At 39.2% G+C, this 18,024-nt stretch carries 13 protein-coding genes and 1 tRNA gene; 5 read left to right on the forward strand and 9 right to left on the reverse strand.

Annotated features, from left to right (window positions below; all coding sequences use genetic code 11):
* Nucleotides 1-33 precede the first annotated feature (33 nt).
* Nucleotides 34-1,077 (reverse strand): Fic family protein, encoded by a 1,044-nt coding sequence (locus AC6CH7_RS19985; protein ID WP_498264394.1) that lies wholly within the window; start codon nucleotides 1,075-1,077, stop codon nucleotides 34-36.
* A 636-nt stretch (nucleotides 1,078-1,713) separates the two neighbouring features.
* Here AC6CH7_RS19985 and AC6CH7_RS19990 point away from each other — a divergent pair.
* The 3 genes from AC6CH7_RS19990 (at nucleotide 1,714) to AC6CH7_RS20000 (ending at nucleotide 3,687) form a co-directional block, all read left to right on the forward strand.
* Nucleotides 1,714-2,307, forward strand: a complete 594-nt coding sequence (locus tag AC6CH7_RS19990; RefSeq protein WP_498264395.1) for a Crp/Fnr family transcriptional regulator — start codon at nucleotides 1,714-1,716, stop codon at nucleotides 2,305-2,307.
* Nucleotides 2,308-2,359: 52 nt separating this feature from the next.
* On the forward strand, nucleotides 2,360-2,908 hold the full coding sequence (locus AC6CH7_RS19995; RefSeq protein WP_498264396.1) for a hypothetical protein: 549 nt from the start codon (nucleotides 2,360-2,362) through the stop codon (nucleotides 2,906-2,908).
* Nucleotides 2,909-3,027: 119 nt separating this feature from the next.
* On the forward strand, nucleotides 3,028-3,687 hold the full coding sequence (locus AC6CH7_RS20000) for a hypothetical protein (RefSeq protein ID WP_498264397.1): 660 nt from the start codon (nucleotides 3,028-3,030) through the stop codon (nucleotides 3,685-3,687).
* Nucleotides 3,688-4,216: 529 nt separating this feature from the next.
* Here the strand turns inward: AC6CH7_RS20000 and AC6CH7_RS20005 are convergent.
* The 4 genes from AC6CH7_RS20005 to AC6CH7_RS20020 form a co-directional block, all read right to left on the reverse strand.
* Nucleotides 4,217-4,849, reverse strand: coding sequence for a hypothetical protein (locus AC6CH7_RS20005; protein ID WP_498264398.1), 633 nt, complete (start codon nucleotides 4,847-4,849; stop codon nucleotides 4,217-4,219).
* Between the two features lie 25 nt (nucleotides 4,850-4,874).
* On the reverse strand, nucleotides 4,875-6,443 hold the full coding sequence (locus tag AC6CH7_RS20010) for a tectonin domain-containing protein (RefSeq protein ID WP_498264399.1): 1,569 nt from the start codon (nucleotides 6,441-6,443) through the stop codon (nucleotides 4,875-4,877).
* 387 nt (nucleotides 6,444-6,830) lie between these two features.
* Complete coding sequence (locus AC6CH7_RS20015) at nucleotides 6,831-7,127, reverse strand: Arm DNA-binding domain-containing protein (protein ID WP_498264400.1); 297 nt, start codon at nucleotides 7,125-7,127, stop codon at nucleotides 6,831-6,833.
* A 248-nt stretch (nucleotides 7,128-7,375) separates the two neighbouring features.
* A tRNA-Arg gene (locus AC6CH7_RS20020) sits at nucleotides 7,376-7,447 on the reverse strand.
* A gap of 491 nt (nucleotides 7,448-7,938) precedes the next feature.
* Here AC6CH7_RS20020 and AC6CH7_RS20025 point away from each other — a divergent pair.
* Nucleotides 7,939-9,450: a sulfatase family protein gene (locus AC6CH7_RS20025; protein WP_498264401.1), complete on the forward strand. Its 1,512-nt coding sequence runs from the start codon at nucleotides 7,939-7,941 to the stop codon at nucleotides 9,448-9,450.
* A 110-nt stretch (nucleotides 9,451-9,560) separates the two neighbouring features.
* On the opposite strand, the gene metG is transcribed toward AC6CH7_RS20025, so the two are convergent.
* The gene (gene metG / locus AC6CH7_RS20030) at nucleotides 9,561-11,669 is read right to left on the reverse strand and encodes a methionine--tRNA ligase (RefSeq protein ID WP_498264402.1); all 2,109 of its coding nucleotides are present in this window, start codon (nucleotides 11,667-11,669) and stop codon (nucleotides 9,561-9,563) included.
* A gap of 40 nt (nucleotides 11,670-11,709) precedes the next feature.
* On the opposite strand from metG, the gene AC6CH7_RS20035 reads away from it, so the two are divergent.
* Nucleotides 11,710-12,615: a S66 peptidase family protein gene (locus AC6CH7_RS20035; protein WP_498264403.1), complete on the forward strand. Its 906-nt coding sequence runs from the start codon at nucleotides 11,710-11,712 to the stop codon at nucleotides 12,613-12,615.
* Between the two features lie 26 nt (nucleotides 12,616-12,641).
* Here the strand turns inward: AC6CH7_RS20035 and AC6CH7_RS20040 are convergent, their stop codons facing one another.
* From AC6CH7_RS20040 to AC6CH7_RS20050, 3 genes are read right to left on the reverse strand one after another with little or no spacing between them, the layout of a single operon-like run.
* Nucleotides 12,642-13,148, reverse strand: a complete 507-nt coding sequence (locus AC6CH7_RS20040; protein WP_498264404.1) for a lipid-binding protein — start codon at nucleotides 13,146-13,148, stop codon at nucleotides 12,642-12,644.
* A gap of 50 nt (nucleotides 13,149-13,198) precedes the next feature.
* Nucleotides 13,199-14,671, reverse strand: coding sequence for a SusD/RagB family nutrient-binding outer membrane lipoprotein (locus AC6CH7_RS20045; protein ID WP_498264405.1), 1,473 nt, complete (start codon nucleotides 14,669-14,671; stop codon nucleotides 13,199-13,201).
* Nucleotides 14,672-14,689: 18 nt separating this feature from the next.
* Nucleotides 14,690-17,875 (reverse strand): SusC/RagA family TonB-linked outer membrane protein, encoded by a 3,186-nt coding sequence (locus tag AC6CH7_RS20050; protein ID WP_498264406.1) that lies wholly within the window; start codon nucleotides 17,873-17,875, stop codon nucleotides 14,690-14,692.
* Nucleotides 17,876-18,024: the final 149 nt, after the last annotated feature.

The following is an 18,024-nucleotide window of genomic DNA, read 5'->3' on the forward strand; positions in this document are numbered from 1 at the left end:
AAATAGAATGTAAGTCTTTGGGAAGGGTAGATATTATAACAAGGTGTAATATGAGCCCCGTCCTATACCTTGACGTTCAATCATCCTTAAAACGATAAGATTTTCAAGCATTCTTTTTACCGTTGCATTTGAGACATCCAGTTTTACAGCTATGTCACTTGTTTTAATTCCCGGATTGCTCTCTATAATATGTAACAGTTGTTTTTCTCTAGCTGAAATACTTTGTTCAACACTACGCGTATCAAGTTTACGCATTAAAGCTTCTTGTATATTTCTAAGGCAAGATAGAAAGAAACCAATCCATTCGGTAACATCCTCTCCCGGTCTTTGAGACTGACAAGCTCTCAGAACTCTATAATATTCTGTTTTCTGACTTTCAATTTCATGCTCAAAACTGACATACCGAATCCATTGATAGCCAAATTTTCTTAGCAGTAGTGTAGCTAGCAAACGACTGAGGCGGCCATTTCCATCCTGAAATGGATGTATAGAAACAAACTCATAACAGAACAAAGCACATCTAACCAGTGGGTGAGCTTCTACATCGGTATCATACCAGGAAATCATTTCCCTCATTGCATCGTCCGTTGGAAATCCCGGCGGCGTTGTCTGAAAAATAATCTGGCTGGTACCATCAGCAAGATGAGCTTCTACAGCATTGGTGTGCTGCTTATAATTTCCTTTATGCCACTCGTCTTTCTGGCTGTATTTTAGAAGCTGGTTATGAAGGTTTTTAAGTCCGTTCTCAGATACGGGCACATCCTCATAGTGTTCATCAATTAAATCCAAGACTTCAAAATAACCTACAACTTCTTGCTGATCCCGCTCTTCAAGTTTCGATATGTCCATGTTCTTTAAAAGAACATCAACCTCTTCATCACTTAATTTCGATCCTTCAATTCGTGTAGATGCCCCGACACTTCTGACTGTAGCAATTGATTTCAGCTCTTTCAGACTCTGCCCTTCCCTCCGTTCGATAGCTTGCCATGACGCATCAAATCGGTCTATTTCACTAATTAAACCGATCAGCTTCCAATTGAGATCGAGTGTTTCTGTATGTACATTAACCTTGCTCATAAAAACAAATATAACAAAATTAAAGCAATCCATGAGCCGCTATGAGCCGTAAAGAACCGATAATGAGCCGATAATTAACCATAAATATTGCTAGCTTTCGATCCAAATCGATCGAAGGCAAAAGCTCACAAAATAAGAAGAGCTTGAACCGCTATGAGCCGAAAAGAACCGATAATGAGCCGATAATTGATCTTTGACAAAAATGGTAACGTGGCTAATGCCGACGCCAGTTATCCAATGCTAAAATCCAGACGGAAATTGAGAGGTTGTTACGTTAATTAGTATACAATTCGTCTCGACGAGAATCGAACTCATCAGATAACCATCATATTTTCAGTGAATTACGAATGATAAAACTTGTTACCCGCCGAATAACTCACTGACTGGAAAATATCCTTTTCAATAACAGAAACCAAAAGAACCAGGAACCAACTTCAGACTGTCAAAAACTGCTCACAAATCACAAAAACGGGAGTAAAAATTCTGCTCATTCAAAAAGCCCATTTGGAATAGACAGGACCAATTAGACTAAAGAAAAACTGGTCTTATTATTCCCACAATTAAATATTCGTGGGTACTTCAATCTTTATATTTGATATATTCATCCTGTAAGAGTTAAACATAAAAACCATCATTATGTCAACAATAGTACCGAGTAACGAATATGAACAACTCTTTAATCTTTTTGACTCCATTTATCCGCTAAGTGAAGAAATTAAGGCAGCGATAATATCCAATAGCCATATTTTCAGTATCAAAAAGCGGCTGAAGCTTTTAAGCATAGGTGAACGGAGCAACATCATATATTTTGTCGTGAAAGGCGCCGTTAGGATTTTTCATCTTGATAAAGAGGGCAAGGAGACCAATACCTGGTTTTTATTTGAGAACGAGCTTGTGCTATCCATTTTTAGTTTCTATACCGGCCAACCAAGTTTCGAGTATATCGAGACTCTCGAAGACTGTACACTTATTGCATTAAAACGGGAAGACTTAGAAACAATGTACATAAAGCATATGGAATTCAACTTTTCAGGCAGAAAATTAACCGAATCTTACCATATGCATAACGAGATACGTGCTAACGAATTACGGATGTTGAATGCAAGAGAGCGCTATGAAAACCTGTTTGACAGGAATCCTCAGCTTTTCCAGCGTGTTTCTCTGGGTCATATAGCCTCCTATCTAGGCATATCGAAAGAGACCTTGAGCAGAATTAGACAACAAAAGTGATTTTTTTGACATTTGTCAAAACCTCACAAATTAAAACGGTCTATCTTCGACTATGAAACCACAACGCCAGCTAAGGATAAAATTTATCACGACTTGCCTTTTATTAGCTTTCGCCTGCAATTGCTCAGCACAGGAAGACTTTACTCCAGATGAAAGAAAATACTATGCGACTGTTAAATCATTACTAAAGAATTTTGAACACAAGAAATACGATTCAACCCAAAGAGCGGAGGTATTTGAAAAGTTTGTGTACTTCGATAATATTCTGGCTGATACATCAAAAGCAAAAATAAACGAGAGAATAAAGTTTTTTGATGCACTTTTCCCCCGCGTATTTCGATTTGTTGATTCTGTTGGCATAGAAAATCTAGATGCAAGACCAACGCGCTTGTTCAAAACTGACACCGCCTATTTTCAACATTTTGATAAAAAAGGTGAACTGGAAGATCTACTCCCTTTTGCGATCACTTTCTACTACAAAAAAACCCCCCAAATACCATTAGGAACACTTCTTTTCGAACCCAAAACACATAAGCTCTTGGCATGGACAATCATCAACCAGGGAGGCTACTGGTATTTTCTTACCTTTAATTTATTCTAAGAATTCTTCATTTCCCGATAACTTAAAATTTACAAGAGGGGTCTCAAATATCTTGACGAAACTGAATGCAAACCCTTTTGAAGATTTGAGCATTGTTATTCAAATTAATATATTTAGAAATGAAACGCCCTTCTATTATTGCACTAGTATTGGTTTTCCACTGGCTTTCAGCCATCAGTCAGGAAAAAATGATTGTTCATCAAGAGGATTGGATTGCCTACACCTATCAAGAGGCATCCAAAACAGTATTATCATTAAATAAGCTCCCACACAAGATACAAAAGAGTGTTAAGGCACTAATGGAAGAATCGTTTGGGGACTTTAAAGATTCCCTCTACTTCGTTAATGCTCAAATTGTTGATATTCCCAGTTATCTTAAAGATGGTGGTCCTCATAAGAAGCACTGGATCGTTCCGAAGTATGAACTTAATTTTTATTTGAAAAATGCATCCATAGGCGTCATCCGTTATAATATAGTCCTTCATTTAGATGATTATGGACAAATTTTACAACTCAACTGGCCAAGAAATGGAGTCGGAAGTAAAAAATTATTTCTCTCGAGAGATTCAATTAAAGTATTTGCACTAAAAGAAGGAAAAAGGCGCAAATACAATCTAGATAAATTTCTGGTCAATTTTGAATACAATAGCCAATTTGATAAACTTTGTTGGGAATTTTGCTTTTTGGAGAAAGACTCGGTAGATGCTACAGAATATAACTTTATTAAGATTCCTAGTGATGAACTAACTATAATTGACAGTACTAAAACGGATAAATAATATCTGCAGAACTATCTATTAAAACCGACAAGGAATTCAAACAAATAGATCTACAGAGAATCGAACTCTTCAGGTAACCATCATACTGTCAGTGAATTATAAACGATAAAATTCCCTACTCACCGAATAACTCACTAGTCTTGAATACGTTTTTAGCTGCAATTGCTATAGCACTAATATATAAAAAAAATAAATCTTTTGCAATACTACTACCCAGGTTGGTCAAATATCTTAAAGACGGACATTATACCATCAGGGAGATTGCTAAGCTGGCGAGCATTTAACCAGGATGTGATGAAGGCCAAAAAAGAAATCGGATTAGAATAATGGACTAGATGTCGAGAGCATTGCATCACCAACCATACCTATTAAAATCGGTGACACCCATAAAATTGTGATGTCGTAAAATTACTGCAATGTATCATTAAAAATGGCTGAATAAACTATTAGCCTTGCAAAATAGTTATTCAGCCATTTAAAAGAAAGTTGTACAGCGATCACATTTAGCTACCCTCTTTTTGCACAAATGTTAGCGGGTGTTTTTTGGCGTAATACGTATTATGTCGTCCGCTATAATGATTTCTTTACCCGGGCTTATCGCAAGAATGAATTGACATAACTCCGGAATACTTGGATAATCGTTATCTCCAGTGAAAAGTCTTGTGTCGTCTATCAGAATAACATGGTCATCACGGTGGTTGATAATCTGTTCTAATTCTGACAACACAGGAGTATCCTTGTCACCCTTGGCCGTAGAACCCCCAGAGTAATGGCCATCAAGCCAGAACAACGCTGGTCCGTTCAACTCTCTTAAGATGTCCTTAAGAATAACTGAACTGTCACCCTGTAAGATTTTCACATTACTATCATCTTTAAATCTTTCAACGGCTTTGCGATGAAGATCAGGACTGAGTTCCACGGAATATACCATATTGAAATGCCCTTTTTGAGCCTCAACCATCTCTCCCAAATAGGTGCCCGTCTCGACCAGCGTTTTGGTTCCGAACCTTTCCCTATAAGCATAAATATTATTCTGCTTAATGATATGAAGGCTGGGCAAAAAGGTCTTTTTGTTCACATACTCTTCAAACTGGTCATAGGCAGCCTTATTTCGGGTATATTCCTTGTATTGTTTTAGTTTCCTCCTGAAAGATTTAAACATTTCGAGTTAATTATGGTGTTCCTAGTTAATTATATTTGTATAAAAGACCATTTTGAGTAGTAATCCAAGGCAGCCCATCTGAGCCTACTGTAACACTTTTGCCGTTGCCACCTGGATATTCAAACCAATCGCCGTTTCCAAATTTATAAATTTTATATTCCCCATAAGCATTTCCGATAATATATGTACTCCCGTCGCTACCTACAGCGATATCGGACGCCTCGCCAGGCAACTGGGTCCAATAACCATTTAAATATTTATAAATCGCTCCAGACTGATCTACTACAAAAGGCCTGCCAAGCTGATCGACGCTGACTCTCTGGGATTTTGTAGGCTTTGGAATATTCGTCCAGTCACTGCCGTTCCACTTATACAACTTGTATCCACCATATGCATTTCCGACAATATATACGCTTCCGTCCGCCCCAATACCGATATCGGTGGCAGCCCCGGGCAACTGTACCCACGAGTTATTTGCGTATCTGAAAATGTACTGCGACTGGGTTATCACCCAAGGGTTGCCCGAAGGGTCGACACTTACCCTAGATAGAGAACTTCTGTTCGTGTCAGTCCAATCGGATCCGTTCCATTTGTAAAGTTTGTATCCACCATAGGCATTTCCGATCATGTAGGTAGTACCGTTGCTCCCTGCTCCGATGTCAATTCCTCCGCCTGGCAACAGCCTAAAGTCTCTGACTTTCATCTGGTTATCCAGCAAGTATTGTTTAACATAGGCTTCAACTGCCGCCTTTTTTGCCGGATCGGCTATTATATCCGAAATCGGGAGAAGGCCCCCAGCCGTGATGTCAATCAGTTCTGCGTTAGCGTCTGTCAAACCAGCACTCCAGCCTGCCGGATTGAAGGTAAAGCTAGGCGTACCCGTCGAGTTGAAGGTCACAGTGCCCACAATTGCGGCTCCAGCATTACCTCCAACGGTTCGCACAAAGGCCTTTTCGTTAAAATTCTGTTCGTACTCGGTTCTATCATACGTTCCTTCCGTGTTGAGACCGAAAATCTTGGTAAAGCTAACTTTTGCTCCGGCGCCTGCGGCAGTTACTTTGTTAAGGCTTTTTGTTTGAGATGTGTATATAAGTTCCAGCTTTCCACCGAGCCTAATATCAGTTAGGATATGGGTTCCATATAGATCTACTAGCTGAGCGGCAGAAAGTGTCGCGAGATGGGTTACAAACCCTGGATGAAGGTAATTCTTTAGCATACTTGCATCGGCGATCATCTTGACCCTCCGTTTAGTCGCTAGCGAATTATAGGTGGCGTATATGTTTTTTTTATTATACTTTTCCTCGTAAGAGCCGTTGTAGTCAAATGTCCCTCCAAACAACATCCCTAAACCTCCTGTTAAGGTCGCTTTATTGGTAAGCTTCCATGAAAGTTCCTCAGCATGCTGCCCAGCCTCAAATGTGTGTGTTCCGGTCTCTGCGCCGGATTGGTTGATGTAAGTCGGATGCTCAAGCTTCAGCCTCTCAACATCGATTATCTCGTATGTAGAAGATTCGGAGTTAGCATAATGTCCGGTAACATCATAACCGTAACCCAGCAAATCCCAATTGCCATCTCCGGCCCCCGAAGTTCCCATGACTGACATTTTTGAACGGTTGATCTTCGTTGAATCTTGAGTAAGTTCGATTGGCTTTTCACAAGACCACATCATTGTCGTAATGGACAAGAGCGTTAAAATTTTTCTCATAATTATTAGCTGTGCCTACTCTTAAGATTTTCGGCGTTCTCTGTTTAAAATATTTTTTTTCGCGAAAATATGAATTTCTCTGGTCGATCGTTAATTTTTTATCCAGTCATTTACATTCTCTGCTTGTTCCGCTTGCTGTACTGTATATTTCGGAGATAGTGGTTCTTCCCCAATTTTGGTGGTCAGGTCGATTTCCCGGTTTTTCCTTCCCCCGAGAAAACTCTTATTACGACCGAAAAGCATATTTTAGAGCCCGATGCACGATGAGGTTTTGTTCTACCACCAAAATTGGGGAAGAACCACGTTCCGCGAAAGAGGTGGCCACATATGGAATAATCCCCAAACACGTGTTTCCAAGCTTTCCAGGTGACGGTTAAGCAACCGGGTATCTTCTCGATCACCTTTACCGCTATTGACTCTAGAGGACCACTTTTTAGGATCACAATCTCGACCGATAGACAACTCTTTAGGGATCCCCTCTACAGTAATTCGCATGTAGATCGGCTTATGTGCCCCGGGAACATAATTTTTCGGCTTTTTAAGATAAAAAAGCAAAGAATAATTTGCATTCATAATTTACTCATTTTAATGTGAACAAAATTAGAATTGCAGCCACCTATAAACAAGATGTACATTTAACGAACATGCTCTTTATCAGAAACTTACCCCATATCCAGTGAGTCAGCATTTTCAAAGTGGTGACTCACCGAATTACTCACTTTAAAAACGGTAAAAGTTGAATAATTTGGTACCTCACTAAAACAAAAAAGCCTGCAAATCGATGATTTGCAGGCTTTTTTGCGTTTTGTTACTCTTTTCAGTGGTCCCGACGAGAATCGAACTCATATCTAAAGTTTAGGAAACTTCTATTCTATCCGTTGAACTACGGGACCAATAATAAGTGCCGTTAAAGGATAAATCTTAATAGCAGGCGCAAATATAATAATAAAACCATTTGCTAGCGTAAAAAATGCAATTCATGCTCCAGATTTGAGCTTAAAGAATTTTGGATTTTATTCTCTTGTGACTTTGCCGCCAAATCCTTTAAAGCTTTCAACACGCATCGAGAAATTAATTGTAGTTGATTACTATCCTAAAGAATAGCCATTGTACAAACTTTGGTGGATAAATTCTGTTATACACTCCTTGAGCTCACGGACTCCCCTTTATTTTGTAATTGGTATATTTAGTACGAATGTCATTGCTCTAATTTTACAGGAAATAACCCTATACGTTTTTAAGAAATGGAAACAAGAATTAACATTAAAAAATTAGAACCAACAGGATACAAAGTCTCAGGGGAACGAAATAGGGTTTGCTGTGTCTGTTAATCCTTCGTATCTTGATATGCTTTATTCCAATTTTCACTCAAACCAATAAACTTATGAATTTCAGCGAACGCCTTACCAGTCTCTCCGATAAGCCTGACATCATCATGATCGTTACCGACCAGGAAAGAGCCACACAGCATTTTCCAGAAAGCTGGGAGCAGGATAACCTCAAGACCCTAACTTTTCTCAAACAAAACGGCTTTAGCTTTGACCGTGCCTTCTGCAATACCTGTATGTGCTCGCCCAGCAGATCCACGCTGCTGACCGGCCTCTATCCTGCGCAGCATCATGTAACACAAACCCTTACCGCAGGTGGAAAATACTCTCAAGGTGAAGTTACCCTCGACAGCACGCTTCCCAACGTGGCGCGCATGTTGACTGGTAATGGCTATGAGGTACATTACCGTGGGAAATGGCATGTAAGCAAAGGCGTCGATGGCGGTAGTCCTGATCCATCGGATAATGCGCTGTACGGCTTCAGGGGCTGGAAAGCCCCGGATGCCGGTGAGGATACCGCACCCGAAAATTTCGGTGGCGGTTTTGCAAACCACGACGGAGCTTATATACAGCAGGCCATCGACTTCCTGAAAAATGTAAGGGAACTGCGCTCCCAGGGAAAGGGAAAGCCGTATTGCCTTATTCTCTCTCTAGTTAACCCCCACGACGTGCTTTGCTATCCCAAGGGATTCAAGTACGGCTACAACGATAATTTCCTCAGAGGGTCAATAACCCTTCCCGAGACAGTAAATGAAGATCTTACCGCCAAAGGCAAACCTTTGGCGCAGGCCCAGATAAAAACCACGGCAGGTCTGGGCCTGGGCCTGCTGAATACGCCAGAGAAGCAAACGAATTACCTCAACTTCTACGGCAACCTGCTGCGCCTGATCGACACCGAGATTGGCTTTTTTATCGACGAGCTGTATAAGGAGGTGGACGGCAGCAAACTGGCCGACCAGGCACTGGTGATCCGCCTTGCTGATCACGGCGAAATGGGTATGGCTCACGGCGGCATGCGTCAAAAGGCATTTGTAGCTTATGAAGAAGCAATTCGGGTACCAATGGTCTTCTCTAATCCAGTAATGTTCCCTAAAACCAATAACTATAAAGGCACACAGAACCTAGCTTCACTGATCGACATTATGCCAACAATCGCTGCCATTACCGGTGCCGATCTGCCTGAAGGCTTGCGAGGTACCAGTCTCTTACCTTTGCTGAACGAGGACAAGCCGGTGCAGGATGCCATCTTATTTACATTCGATGACACGAAGGCCAGCGCTGCCGATAAAGCCAGCGTGGTGAAGGCGGCAAACCGGATACGTTGCGTGCGTACCACCGATTGGAAATACAGCCATTATTTCGATGCGCTTGGTGGCTACCCTGAAGAGTTTGAGCTGTACGACCTGCGTGGTAAAGATGCGCTCGAATATGACAATCTTGCACATGATCCAGCATATACGGAAACTATGGTGGAAATGGCCAAACTGCTGCAGCAGCAGATAAAGCAGAAATTAGTTATCCGCCCCGAACCTTTTAATGAAGCCGAATTCGTAGAATGGTACCAATAGATGGAATAAAATACCTTGGAGGATGGGTATCCTAAATTAAATCAAATATGCATTTTTATATTTAGCACTCTTTCTGTAAGAGCGTGGTTAACAATGGTAGTGTGGTTCATTTATCGAACCACACTACCATTGTTATGATTTTGTGCTGGCGAAACGAAAGCTAACTGGCCCTCTGAGTTTTCAGACATTAAGATCATTCCCTGAGATAGAATACCCTTAATTTCGCGAGGGGCAAGGTTTACAACCAAACTAACTTGCTTTCCAATTATCTCTTCTGGCTTATAATACTCGGCAATACCAGAAACAACAGTTCTTTGATCTATACCGGTATCAAGGGTTAGCTTTAATAGCTTTTTGGTTTTTTCAACCTTTTCTGCTGCGACAATTGTAGCTACCCTAATATCAATTGCTGTAAACTGTTCAAATTGAATGTTTTCCTTAGCAGGCTCAACAGTCGCAGTTGCAGCAACATTATCGGCTTTGCTCTTGTTAAGCTTGTCTATTTGAGCTTGTACAGTTTCATCTTCGATCTTATCAAATAGTAACACAGGCTCATTAAGCTGATGTCCACGTTTCAATAAGCCCATTTTACCTGCATCTTCCCATAGATGACCACCGTAGTTCAGCATTTTCTGCAATTTATCGGCAGTAAATGGTAAAAATGGTTCAATCAAAATTTCTATAGTAGCAGCAATTTGCAAACTGATATTTAAAATGGTACGAACACGATCTTCATCTGTTTTAATTACCTTCCAGGGCTCCGTTTCTGCAAGGTACTTATTCCCTAAGCGGGCAACATTCATTACCTCCGACAAAGCCTCTCTGAAGCGATAATTTTCAATCGAAGCGCTGATTTTTGCAGGGTACGCAGCCAAATCATCGACCACTTGCTGATCTTCCGGAGTTTTAGTCATGCACATTGGGACTTTACCTCCGAAATACTTGTGGGTTAAAACTACCACCCTATTAATGAAGTTACCTAAAACGGCAACCAGTTCATTGTTATTTCTTGCCTGAAAATCTTTCCAGGTAAAGTCATTATCTTTTGTTTCAGGTGCTGTAGCAGTTAAAACGTAACGCAAAACATCCTGCTTGTCTTTAAATTCCACCAGATATTCATCAAGCCACACTGCCCAGTTTTTAGAAGTCGATATTTTTTGACCTTCCAAATTCAGGAACTCATTTGCAGGTACATTGTCTGCCAATATATAATCACCGTGGGCCATTAACATCGCCGGAAAAATAACACAGTGGAATACGATATTATCTTTACCTATAAAGTGAACAAGCTTGGTTTCATCATCTTTCCAATATTGTTCCCAGTTGCCATTTTCTACCTCGTTCTGGTTAATGTAATATTCCTCGGCTTTAGGGTTCCAGATACCCAAACGAGCATATTCAAATAGCTCTTTTGTTGCCGAAATATAGCCAATAGGTGCATCAAACCATACGTACAAAACTTTACCTTCGGCGCCTTTAACCGGAACTTTAATGCCCCAATCTAAATCTCTGGTCATCGCACGGGGCTGTAGGCCTGCGTTAAGCCAGCTTTGGCATTGCCCGTATACATTTGGTCTCCATTCTTTGTGGCTTTCAATGTAAGTTCTTAATTGATCCTCATATTTATCAAGCGGTAAAAACCAGTTCTTTGTTTCTTTGCGTACGGGTTTCTCTCCAGATAAAGTAGACTTAGGATTGATAAGATCTGTCGCATTTAAAGTACTTCCGCAATTTTCACACTGATCGCCGTAGGCATTTTCATTTCCACATTTAGGACAAGTTCCAGTAATGTATCTGTCGGCCAAAAAAGTTTGTGCCTTTTCATCGTAGTACTGCTCGGTTACTTCTTCCGTAAAAACGCCTTTGTTGTAAAGTGTTTCAAAGAAATCTGAAGCAGTTTGATGGTGCATCAAAGAAGATGTACGGTGATATATGTCGAAAGAAACACCAAGTTCCTTAAAGGAATCGCCAATAATTTTGTGGTATTTATCAACTATTGCCTGAGGTGTCGTTCCTTCTTTTTTGGCCTTTAGGGTAATGGGAACCCCATTTTCGTCAGATCCGCAAATAAACTTTACATCTCTTTTATTAGAGCGCAAATACCTCACATAAGTGTCTGCAGGCAGGTAAACACCGGCAAGATGTCCAATATGTACAGGTCCGTTTGTATAGGGCAGCGCAGCCGTAACGGTATATCTCTTTATTTTACTGTTATCCAAAACTATTTTTATTATTTTGTCAAAGATAAGTGTTTTACTAATGATTAAACAGCCAGGATATTTAAAAAAAGGCGACAAAATTGCAATAGTTTGTCCAGCCAAGAAATTAACCCGCAGCATTGCCTATGCAATTACTGTCTTGGAGGGCTGGGGGCTACAAGTTGTAATTGGCAAAACGGTACATGCAGCTCATCACCAATTTGCTGGTGATGATAGTTTAAGGGCTCAGGATCTTCAGTCCGTTTTGGATGATCCGGAGATTAAGGCCATTATAGCAGGGCGGGGTGGTTACGGAACAATCAGAATTATTGATGATCTTGATTTTACTGCGTTTAACGCCAAACCTAAGTGGATTGTAGGCTTTAGCGACATCACCGTTTTGCTATCTCACCTAATTGCAAAACTAAATACACAAAGCATTCATGCTCAAATGCCTTATACTTTTGACAACGCAACTCCTGAATCATTGGAATCGTTGCGGATGGCTCTGTTTGGCGAGAAGATTGTTTACGAATGCCCGGCAGGCAATATCCCCAATAGAAGGGGAGAAGCCGAAGGCGTATTAATTGGCGGCAATTTAACGCTTTTAGTAATGGTTGAAGGTTCGGCATCAGAAATGGATTATACCGACAAGATTTTGTTTATAGAGGATGTTGGGGAGCATGAGTATTCTATTGATAGAATGATGCGTTTGCTTAAACGCAGTGGCAAACTGGCAAAGTTAAAGGGCCTAATTGTAGGTGCTTTTAATGAAGTAGAAGTAGAAGACATTCCTTTTGGATCGAGCCCGGAACAGGTAATCTGGGAGATTGTAAAAGAATATGAGTATCCGGTTTGTTTTGGCTTTCCCGTGGGTCATATTAATGATAACAGAGCGATGGTTTTGGGAAAACCTGTTCAATTAAAAATTGAAGTTAGTGCTGTTAAACTAAAAAGCCCTATCTAATAAATAGATAAGGCTTTTCATGAAAGTTAGTACTGATCTTCTTCGTACTGAGATCTTCTGTGACCAGAAAGAATATAAGTCTTTCCATCAGTCTCAGTTGAATATTTTACATATATACTGTCTGCGATTGTTTGACTTCCTTTAAGCTTAGTAGCCTCAAGTAATACTTTTCCTTCTAAAACGTTAAATCCTTTGTTTGGAGTAAAAGCAATATTAGTTCCGCTACCACTAATGGTTTTAGCCGGAACATCACAGCTCACTTTACCTAATAATCCATAAGGCACAGAACTACTTAACATTTTCATCCAAATAACATTGTTTACGTTATCAGAAGTGTTGTATGTACTGAGAGTAGTATATACTGTAGTAGTTATTTCTCCTTTATCATTTCTCACTTCTTTCCTTGCAAGCGATCCATCTTCATTGTATACATGAACATACCACTCACCTGAAATAGGATATACTGGTGAAACTACCACTTCAGGATGGTCCTTTTTACAGCTCGCAGCCATTAGGCCTACTAAAACGAGCATTGAATATATTAATCTATTTGATTTCATAATTTCTTATTAAAAATTTAAAACTACTGTTTGTGCCACCACATTTTAGTATTAATAGCAACTGCTTTAGGTGTATTAGGGTTAAAGTCAGAAGATATTTTTGGATATAATAATCTTCTAGGAATTTCAACTCCACCTAAACTTGTATTAATCGAAATGGTATATTGACCAGCAACATAGCTAGGAGATTCCGTATCAACAGTACTAATTGCAGGGTATCCTGTTCTGTTTTGATCAAAGAATGAATCCCAGGCCTGGCAACGAACTGCTGCTACCCATTTTTGAGTAATGATAGCTTTAATCATTTCCTCAGTAGTGCCACTTTTAAATTCATATGCACCACCTGCAGCGATAAAGCTCGCCGCGTTTTTAGACCATCTTGTAAATGCAAGTGTCACTGCTTCATCATATGCAGTTTTTGCTTTTCCTGCATCACCTAAACGTGCCCAGGCTTCAGCCTGCAAGAATTTAGATTCTGCTGCAGAAGCAAAATAAACTGGATCAGTAGCAGCTAACACCGCTCTTGATGTTTCGTTAGTTTGAGGACCGGTTAAGGTAAAATTACCTTGCTCTAAACCGATATAAGCTTTTTGACCAGGCGCACCTTTAACATCTGCCAATTCAAAGAAATCAGCAATACGTGGGTCGTTGTTTTTCTTTAAAAAGCTTAGCAAAGTATTACTTGCCTTTATGTTAGAAAAAGTATTTAACTTACGTCTGTCATACTCATAAAGAGGGTTTGATTTGCTTTCAACGTCAGTGAAACCAGTCATCTTTGCATCCAAAGTAGCCAATAAGTCCCCTTCGGTTAATAATGCCTGAATTGCAGCCTGATTTGTTGTAAAATCTCTCATAAGGATTTTAAGCTTCAAAGTTTTAGCAAATTTAATCCACTGAGCCATGTCACCTTGAAAAATAAAATCTTCATTTCCAATCTTAGGTAATGCAATAGCATCAGCGCCTTTTGAAATTGCTTCGTCAAGCTGAGTTATTAATTTAGCATTTACAATTTTGCCTTCTTCCCAATGAGGCGCTTTGTTTTGGTCTCCAGTTAAACCTTCACTGTATGGCAATTGGCTATAAAGATCTACCAATACATGGTAATCTAAAACTGACATTACAGAAGCGGGAATATAATAGTTCCAGGCTCCTGAGGCTTTAGACATTTCCATGGTTAAAGACAAGTCTTTCAATCCACCACCATAAACACTTGTCCAGATGCTGTTATAATCAGCAATACCAACTGCGTACTGTTCTAAACTTTTATATTGATTAGACGTATTGTTCTGGGTATAATGTTGAGACCAGAAAGATCCAATATTTTGAATATCTCCTCCAATTTTAGAAGCAGAGTAAGCAATACCGGTAGGCAAAAGCAACTTTGGATTAGCTTCTGTTGGCAAGTAAGGATCTCTGTTTATATCTAAATCACTTTTACATCCCACCACTGAAACCAGTGCTGCCATGTATAGTCCGATTAATTTTATTTTTTTCATTTCTTTAATGTTAATAGATTAGAAAGTAACTTTTAAACTACCACCGATAGTTCTAACAGTTGGACCTGCAGCAAATTCACCAAAGTTTGATGTAATATCATTACCATAGTTTGTTGATTCAGGATCTACAAAATTGTTTGAATCAGGAGTAAATATTAATAAATTTCTACCCACTAAGCTCAAATCGATGTTTTGTAATTTAAGTTTAGAAACAAACGTTTTTGGCAATGAGTATGTAAATACTAACTCACGAAGTTTAACATAATCACGTTTTAAAACGGCATGCTCATACATCGAGTTGTTAGAGTTCGAATACCAGTAACCATTAATGTTGTTTACAGAAACCTGGTTTGTGTTTTCAGTATAAGTCATTACCCCATTTACTAAACCCGCCTCTTTAACTGAGTTAGGAATAAGGAACGGCTGACGGTAGTTGAAAGTAGTTTCAGTTGAATTACCCACAAAGTTACTTAACTGAGAAGTGTACGAGTAGAAACGTCCACCTTTACGCCAATCTACTAAAGCAGATAATGAGAAACTTTTATAAGTAAATTTATTAGAGAATCCCATTTCAAAATCTGGATTTGAATTTCCTACATTTTTCTTGTTTACTAAATCAATTTTAGGCAAACCATTAGCTAGCACAATCACTTTGCCGGCATCAGGACCTGATTTTACTGTTTCAACCTGAGGAACTTTATAAATTCCAAGAGGCTCACCAACTTTTGCAACATAGTCTACAGAGTAAGCGCTAAAGAATTGATATTCCTGAGCATCATCATATAATGAAAGTACTTTACTTGCGTTTTTAGTGAAGTTAACACCCAAATTCCATTGGAAATCTTCAGTTCTAACAGGAGTTCCTGTTAAAGCAATCTCAACACCTCTGTTTTGGATGTTACCAATATTGATGGTTCTTGTGGTATAACCTGTTTCGGCAGGAAGAGTTGCGTTAATGATCTGATCTTTAGTTTTTCTGTTATAGTAAGAAACATCCAAACCTAAACGGTTGTTAAAGAAACGTCCCTCAGCACCAAATTCAATCTCTGTTGTCATTTCCGGACGTAAATCAAGATTACCTAAGCGTTTATTATGCTGTAATCCTGCAACACCGCCAATAGGCAATAAAATGCTTCCACTTGGTAGTGGTGCAGATGCGTTTTGGTAAGTGTTATAAATTAGATAAGGACTTGCATCATTACCTGTTTTACCATAAGCAGCACGTACTTTAATCAAGTTTACATTATCAGATTTAAGTTCTTTAAATAAATCCGTAACAATTAATGAAGCGTTTGCTCCTGCGTAAAAATAGCTGTTACTATTAACAGGTAGTGTAGATGACCAGTCATTTCTTAAAGCTACGTTCAAGTATAAATAATCTTTGAAAGAGAAATCAAATGCACCAAATGCACCAAATAAACGTCTTCTTACATCTTGAGAAGCATTTACCGGAGTACTACTTGTATTCAATAAACTGTACCAGTTTGGAACATTTAAGCCTGTAACAAATGCATCTAATGAATTGTAACCTCTCTGGTTGTAGTTACCACCAGCCGTTGCATTTAAACCTATATCTTCAGTCAACTTGTAATCTGCCTGTAACATTACAGTCGCGTCAATCTGATTGTTTCTTCTAAAGTTTTCGCCATATCTACCAGTTACCGGTGCTTTTTTACCTGTTGCCGAGAATGAACCCGGACTATAGGTGATAATTGATCCGAAATCTCTAAAACGGGTGCTAGAGAAGTCGCCACCTAAACGACCAACTGCTGTTAAGCCTTTGATTAATTTGTATGATAAATCAACTTTACCATAAACACGGTCATCCTGAGCAACACCTTTATTGTCTTTTACTACTTTATATGGGTTTGAAGCATATAAAGTATAGAAGTTATCGTAGTTGTTGTATACGTTGTCGTAATCTTTTAGCGATGTTAAATCAATATCAACAGGAGTTTGAATTAATTCCTGGAATAAAGTTTTACCACCATCTGCAGTTCCCTGACCACTAAAGATCAAGTTTGCATCTTTTCTAACATAGTTTAAGCTAAAGTTTGCTTCAAACTTGTCGTATTTAGTGTTTCCTCTAAAAGAGAAGTTATTTCTTGTGTATCTGTCAACATTACCTGGTGTAACACCTCTTTGTCCAACATTTCCATAAGAGAAAATTAACGACGTATGTTCACCACCTGCTGAAATCGAGATTTCATTGGTATGGTCTAGGCCAGTATCATAAAAATTGCGCAAATTGTCTTCAACATAAGCAAATGGTTTTTGCTGACGAACGCCATCAACTTCAGTACCCCAGTCTTTAACAAGTCCATTTAATCTTGGCCCCCATGATCCGTTCTCTTCAAAAGCGAAATTAGGCCATCCTTGACCGAATTGATTTTGTGTAGTTGCAGTCATCAAAACATTACTGAAGTTTATTGCTCCATTATAAGTAATTTTTAATTTTTGATTTTGCTTAGCAGATTTAGTTGTAATCATTACCACACCATGTGCCGCTCTTGAGCCATATAATGCAGTTGCCGAAGCTCCTTTTAAGATATCCATGGTTTCGATATCATCTGGATTGATATCATTTACCTGGTTTCCTAAGTCAACCGACCTGGAAGAAGTAACCGTTGAAGCATTATTATCATTGATTGGAACACCATCAACAACATATAATGGCTGGTTCCCCGTAAATGACGAAATACCACGAATGATAACTTTAGTTGATCCACCAACAGAGCCAGAGTTAGAAATACTAACACCTGCAACTTTACCTTGTACACCTGAAAGTGCATTTACATTGTTTGCAGCAGTAATTTCTGATGCTTTTACAGTTGAATTAGCATATCCTAATGTTCTTGCCTGTTTGGTTTGACCCATTGCAGTTACTACAACTTCGCCCAAAAGATTGGCATCTGAGGCTAAAACTGCGTTAAGAACACCTGAAGTTCCAATTACTTTACTTTGGGATACATATCCGATATAAGAAAATTCTAATGAGGTTACTGATTCAGAAACACTGATTGAATATTTACCTTTTACGTCGGTCATCGTTCCGACTTTTGTACCTTTTACTACTACAGTTACACCCGGCAATGGTAGCCCATCATCTTTACCTGTAACTGTACCAGTGATCGTCCGTTGCTGTGCCATTGCTGAAAAAGCAAATAGCATTACCACGAACAAACTTTGTAGAAGTTTTTTCATGAAGAATAAAATTTAGGTTAGTTAATAATCGCCGAATATAGATCGATTTTAATATGCAAGCATATTTTTATTACCAGCAAAAGAATAAATGACAGTAAAATGACGAAACTGATTGTTGCCAAAAACACAAAAAAAGACCGTAATAGAGA

The organism is Pedobacter sp. GQ55, from assembly GCF_059758925.1.

Coding starts and splice junctions, on each gene's coding strand:
- AC6CH7_RS19985 (WP_498264394.1), bottom strand. CDS start 1,077: ATGAGCAAGGTTAATGTACATACAGAAACACTCGATCTCAATTGGAAG.
- AC6CH7_RS19990 (WP_498264395.1), top strand. CDS start 1,714: ATGTCAACAATAGTACCGAGTAACGAATATGAACAACTCTTTAATCTT.
- AC6CH7_RS19995 (WP_498264396.1), top strand. CDS start 2,360: ATGAAACCACAACGCCAGCTAAGGATAAAATTTATCACGACTTGCCTT.
- AC6CH7_RS20000 (WP_498264397.1), top strand. CDS start 3,028: ATGAAACGCCCTTCTATTATTGCACTAGTATTGGTTTTCCACTGGCTT.
- AC6CH7_RS20005 (WP_498264398.1), bottom strand. CDS start 4,849: ATGTTTAAATCTTTCAGGAGGAAACTAAAACAATACAAGGAATATACC.
- AC6CH7_RS20010 (WP_498264399.1), bottom strand. CDS start 6,443: ATGGGAACTTCGGGGGCCGGAGATGGCAATTGGGATTTGCTGGGTTAC.
- AC6CH7_RS20015 (WP_498264400.1), bottom strand. CDS start 7,127: ATGAATGCAAATTATTCTTTGCTTTTTTATCTTAAAAAGCCGAAAAAT.
- AC6CH7_RS20025 (WP_498264401.1), top strand. CDS start 7,939: ATGAATTTCAGCGAACGCCTTACCAGTCTCTCCGATAAGCCTGACATC.
- AC6CH7_RS20035 (WP_498264403.1), top strand. CDS start 11,710: ATGATTAAACAGCCAGGATATTTAAAAAAAGGCGACAAAATTGCAATA.
- AC6CH7_RS20040 (WP_498264404.1), bottom strand. CDS start 13,148: ATGCTCGTTTTAGTAGGCCTAATGGCTGCGAGCTGTAAAAAGGACCAT.
- AC6CH7_RS20045 (WP_498264405.1), bottom strand. CDS start 14,671: ATGAAAAAAATAAAATTAATCGGACTATACATGGCAGCACTGGTTTCA.
- AC6CH7_RS20050 (WP_498264406.1), bottom strand. CDS start 17,875: ATGAAAAAACTTCTACAAAGTTTGTTCGTGGTAATGCTATTTGCTTTT.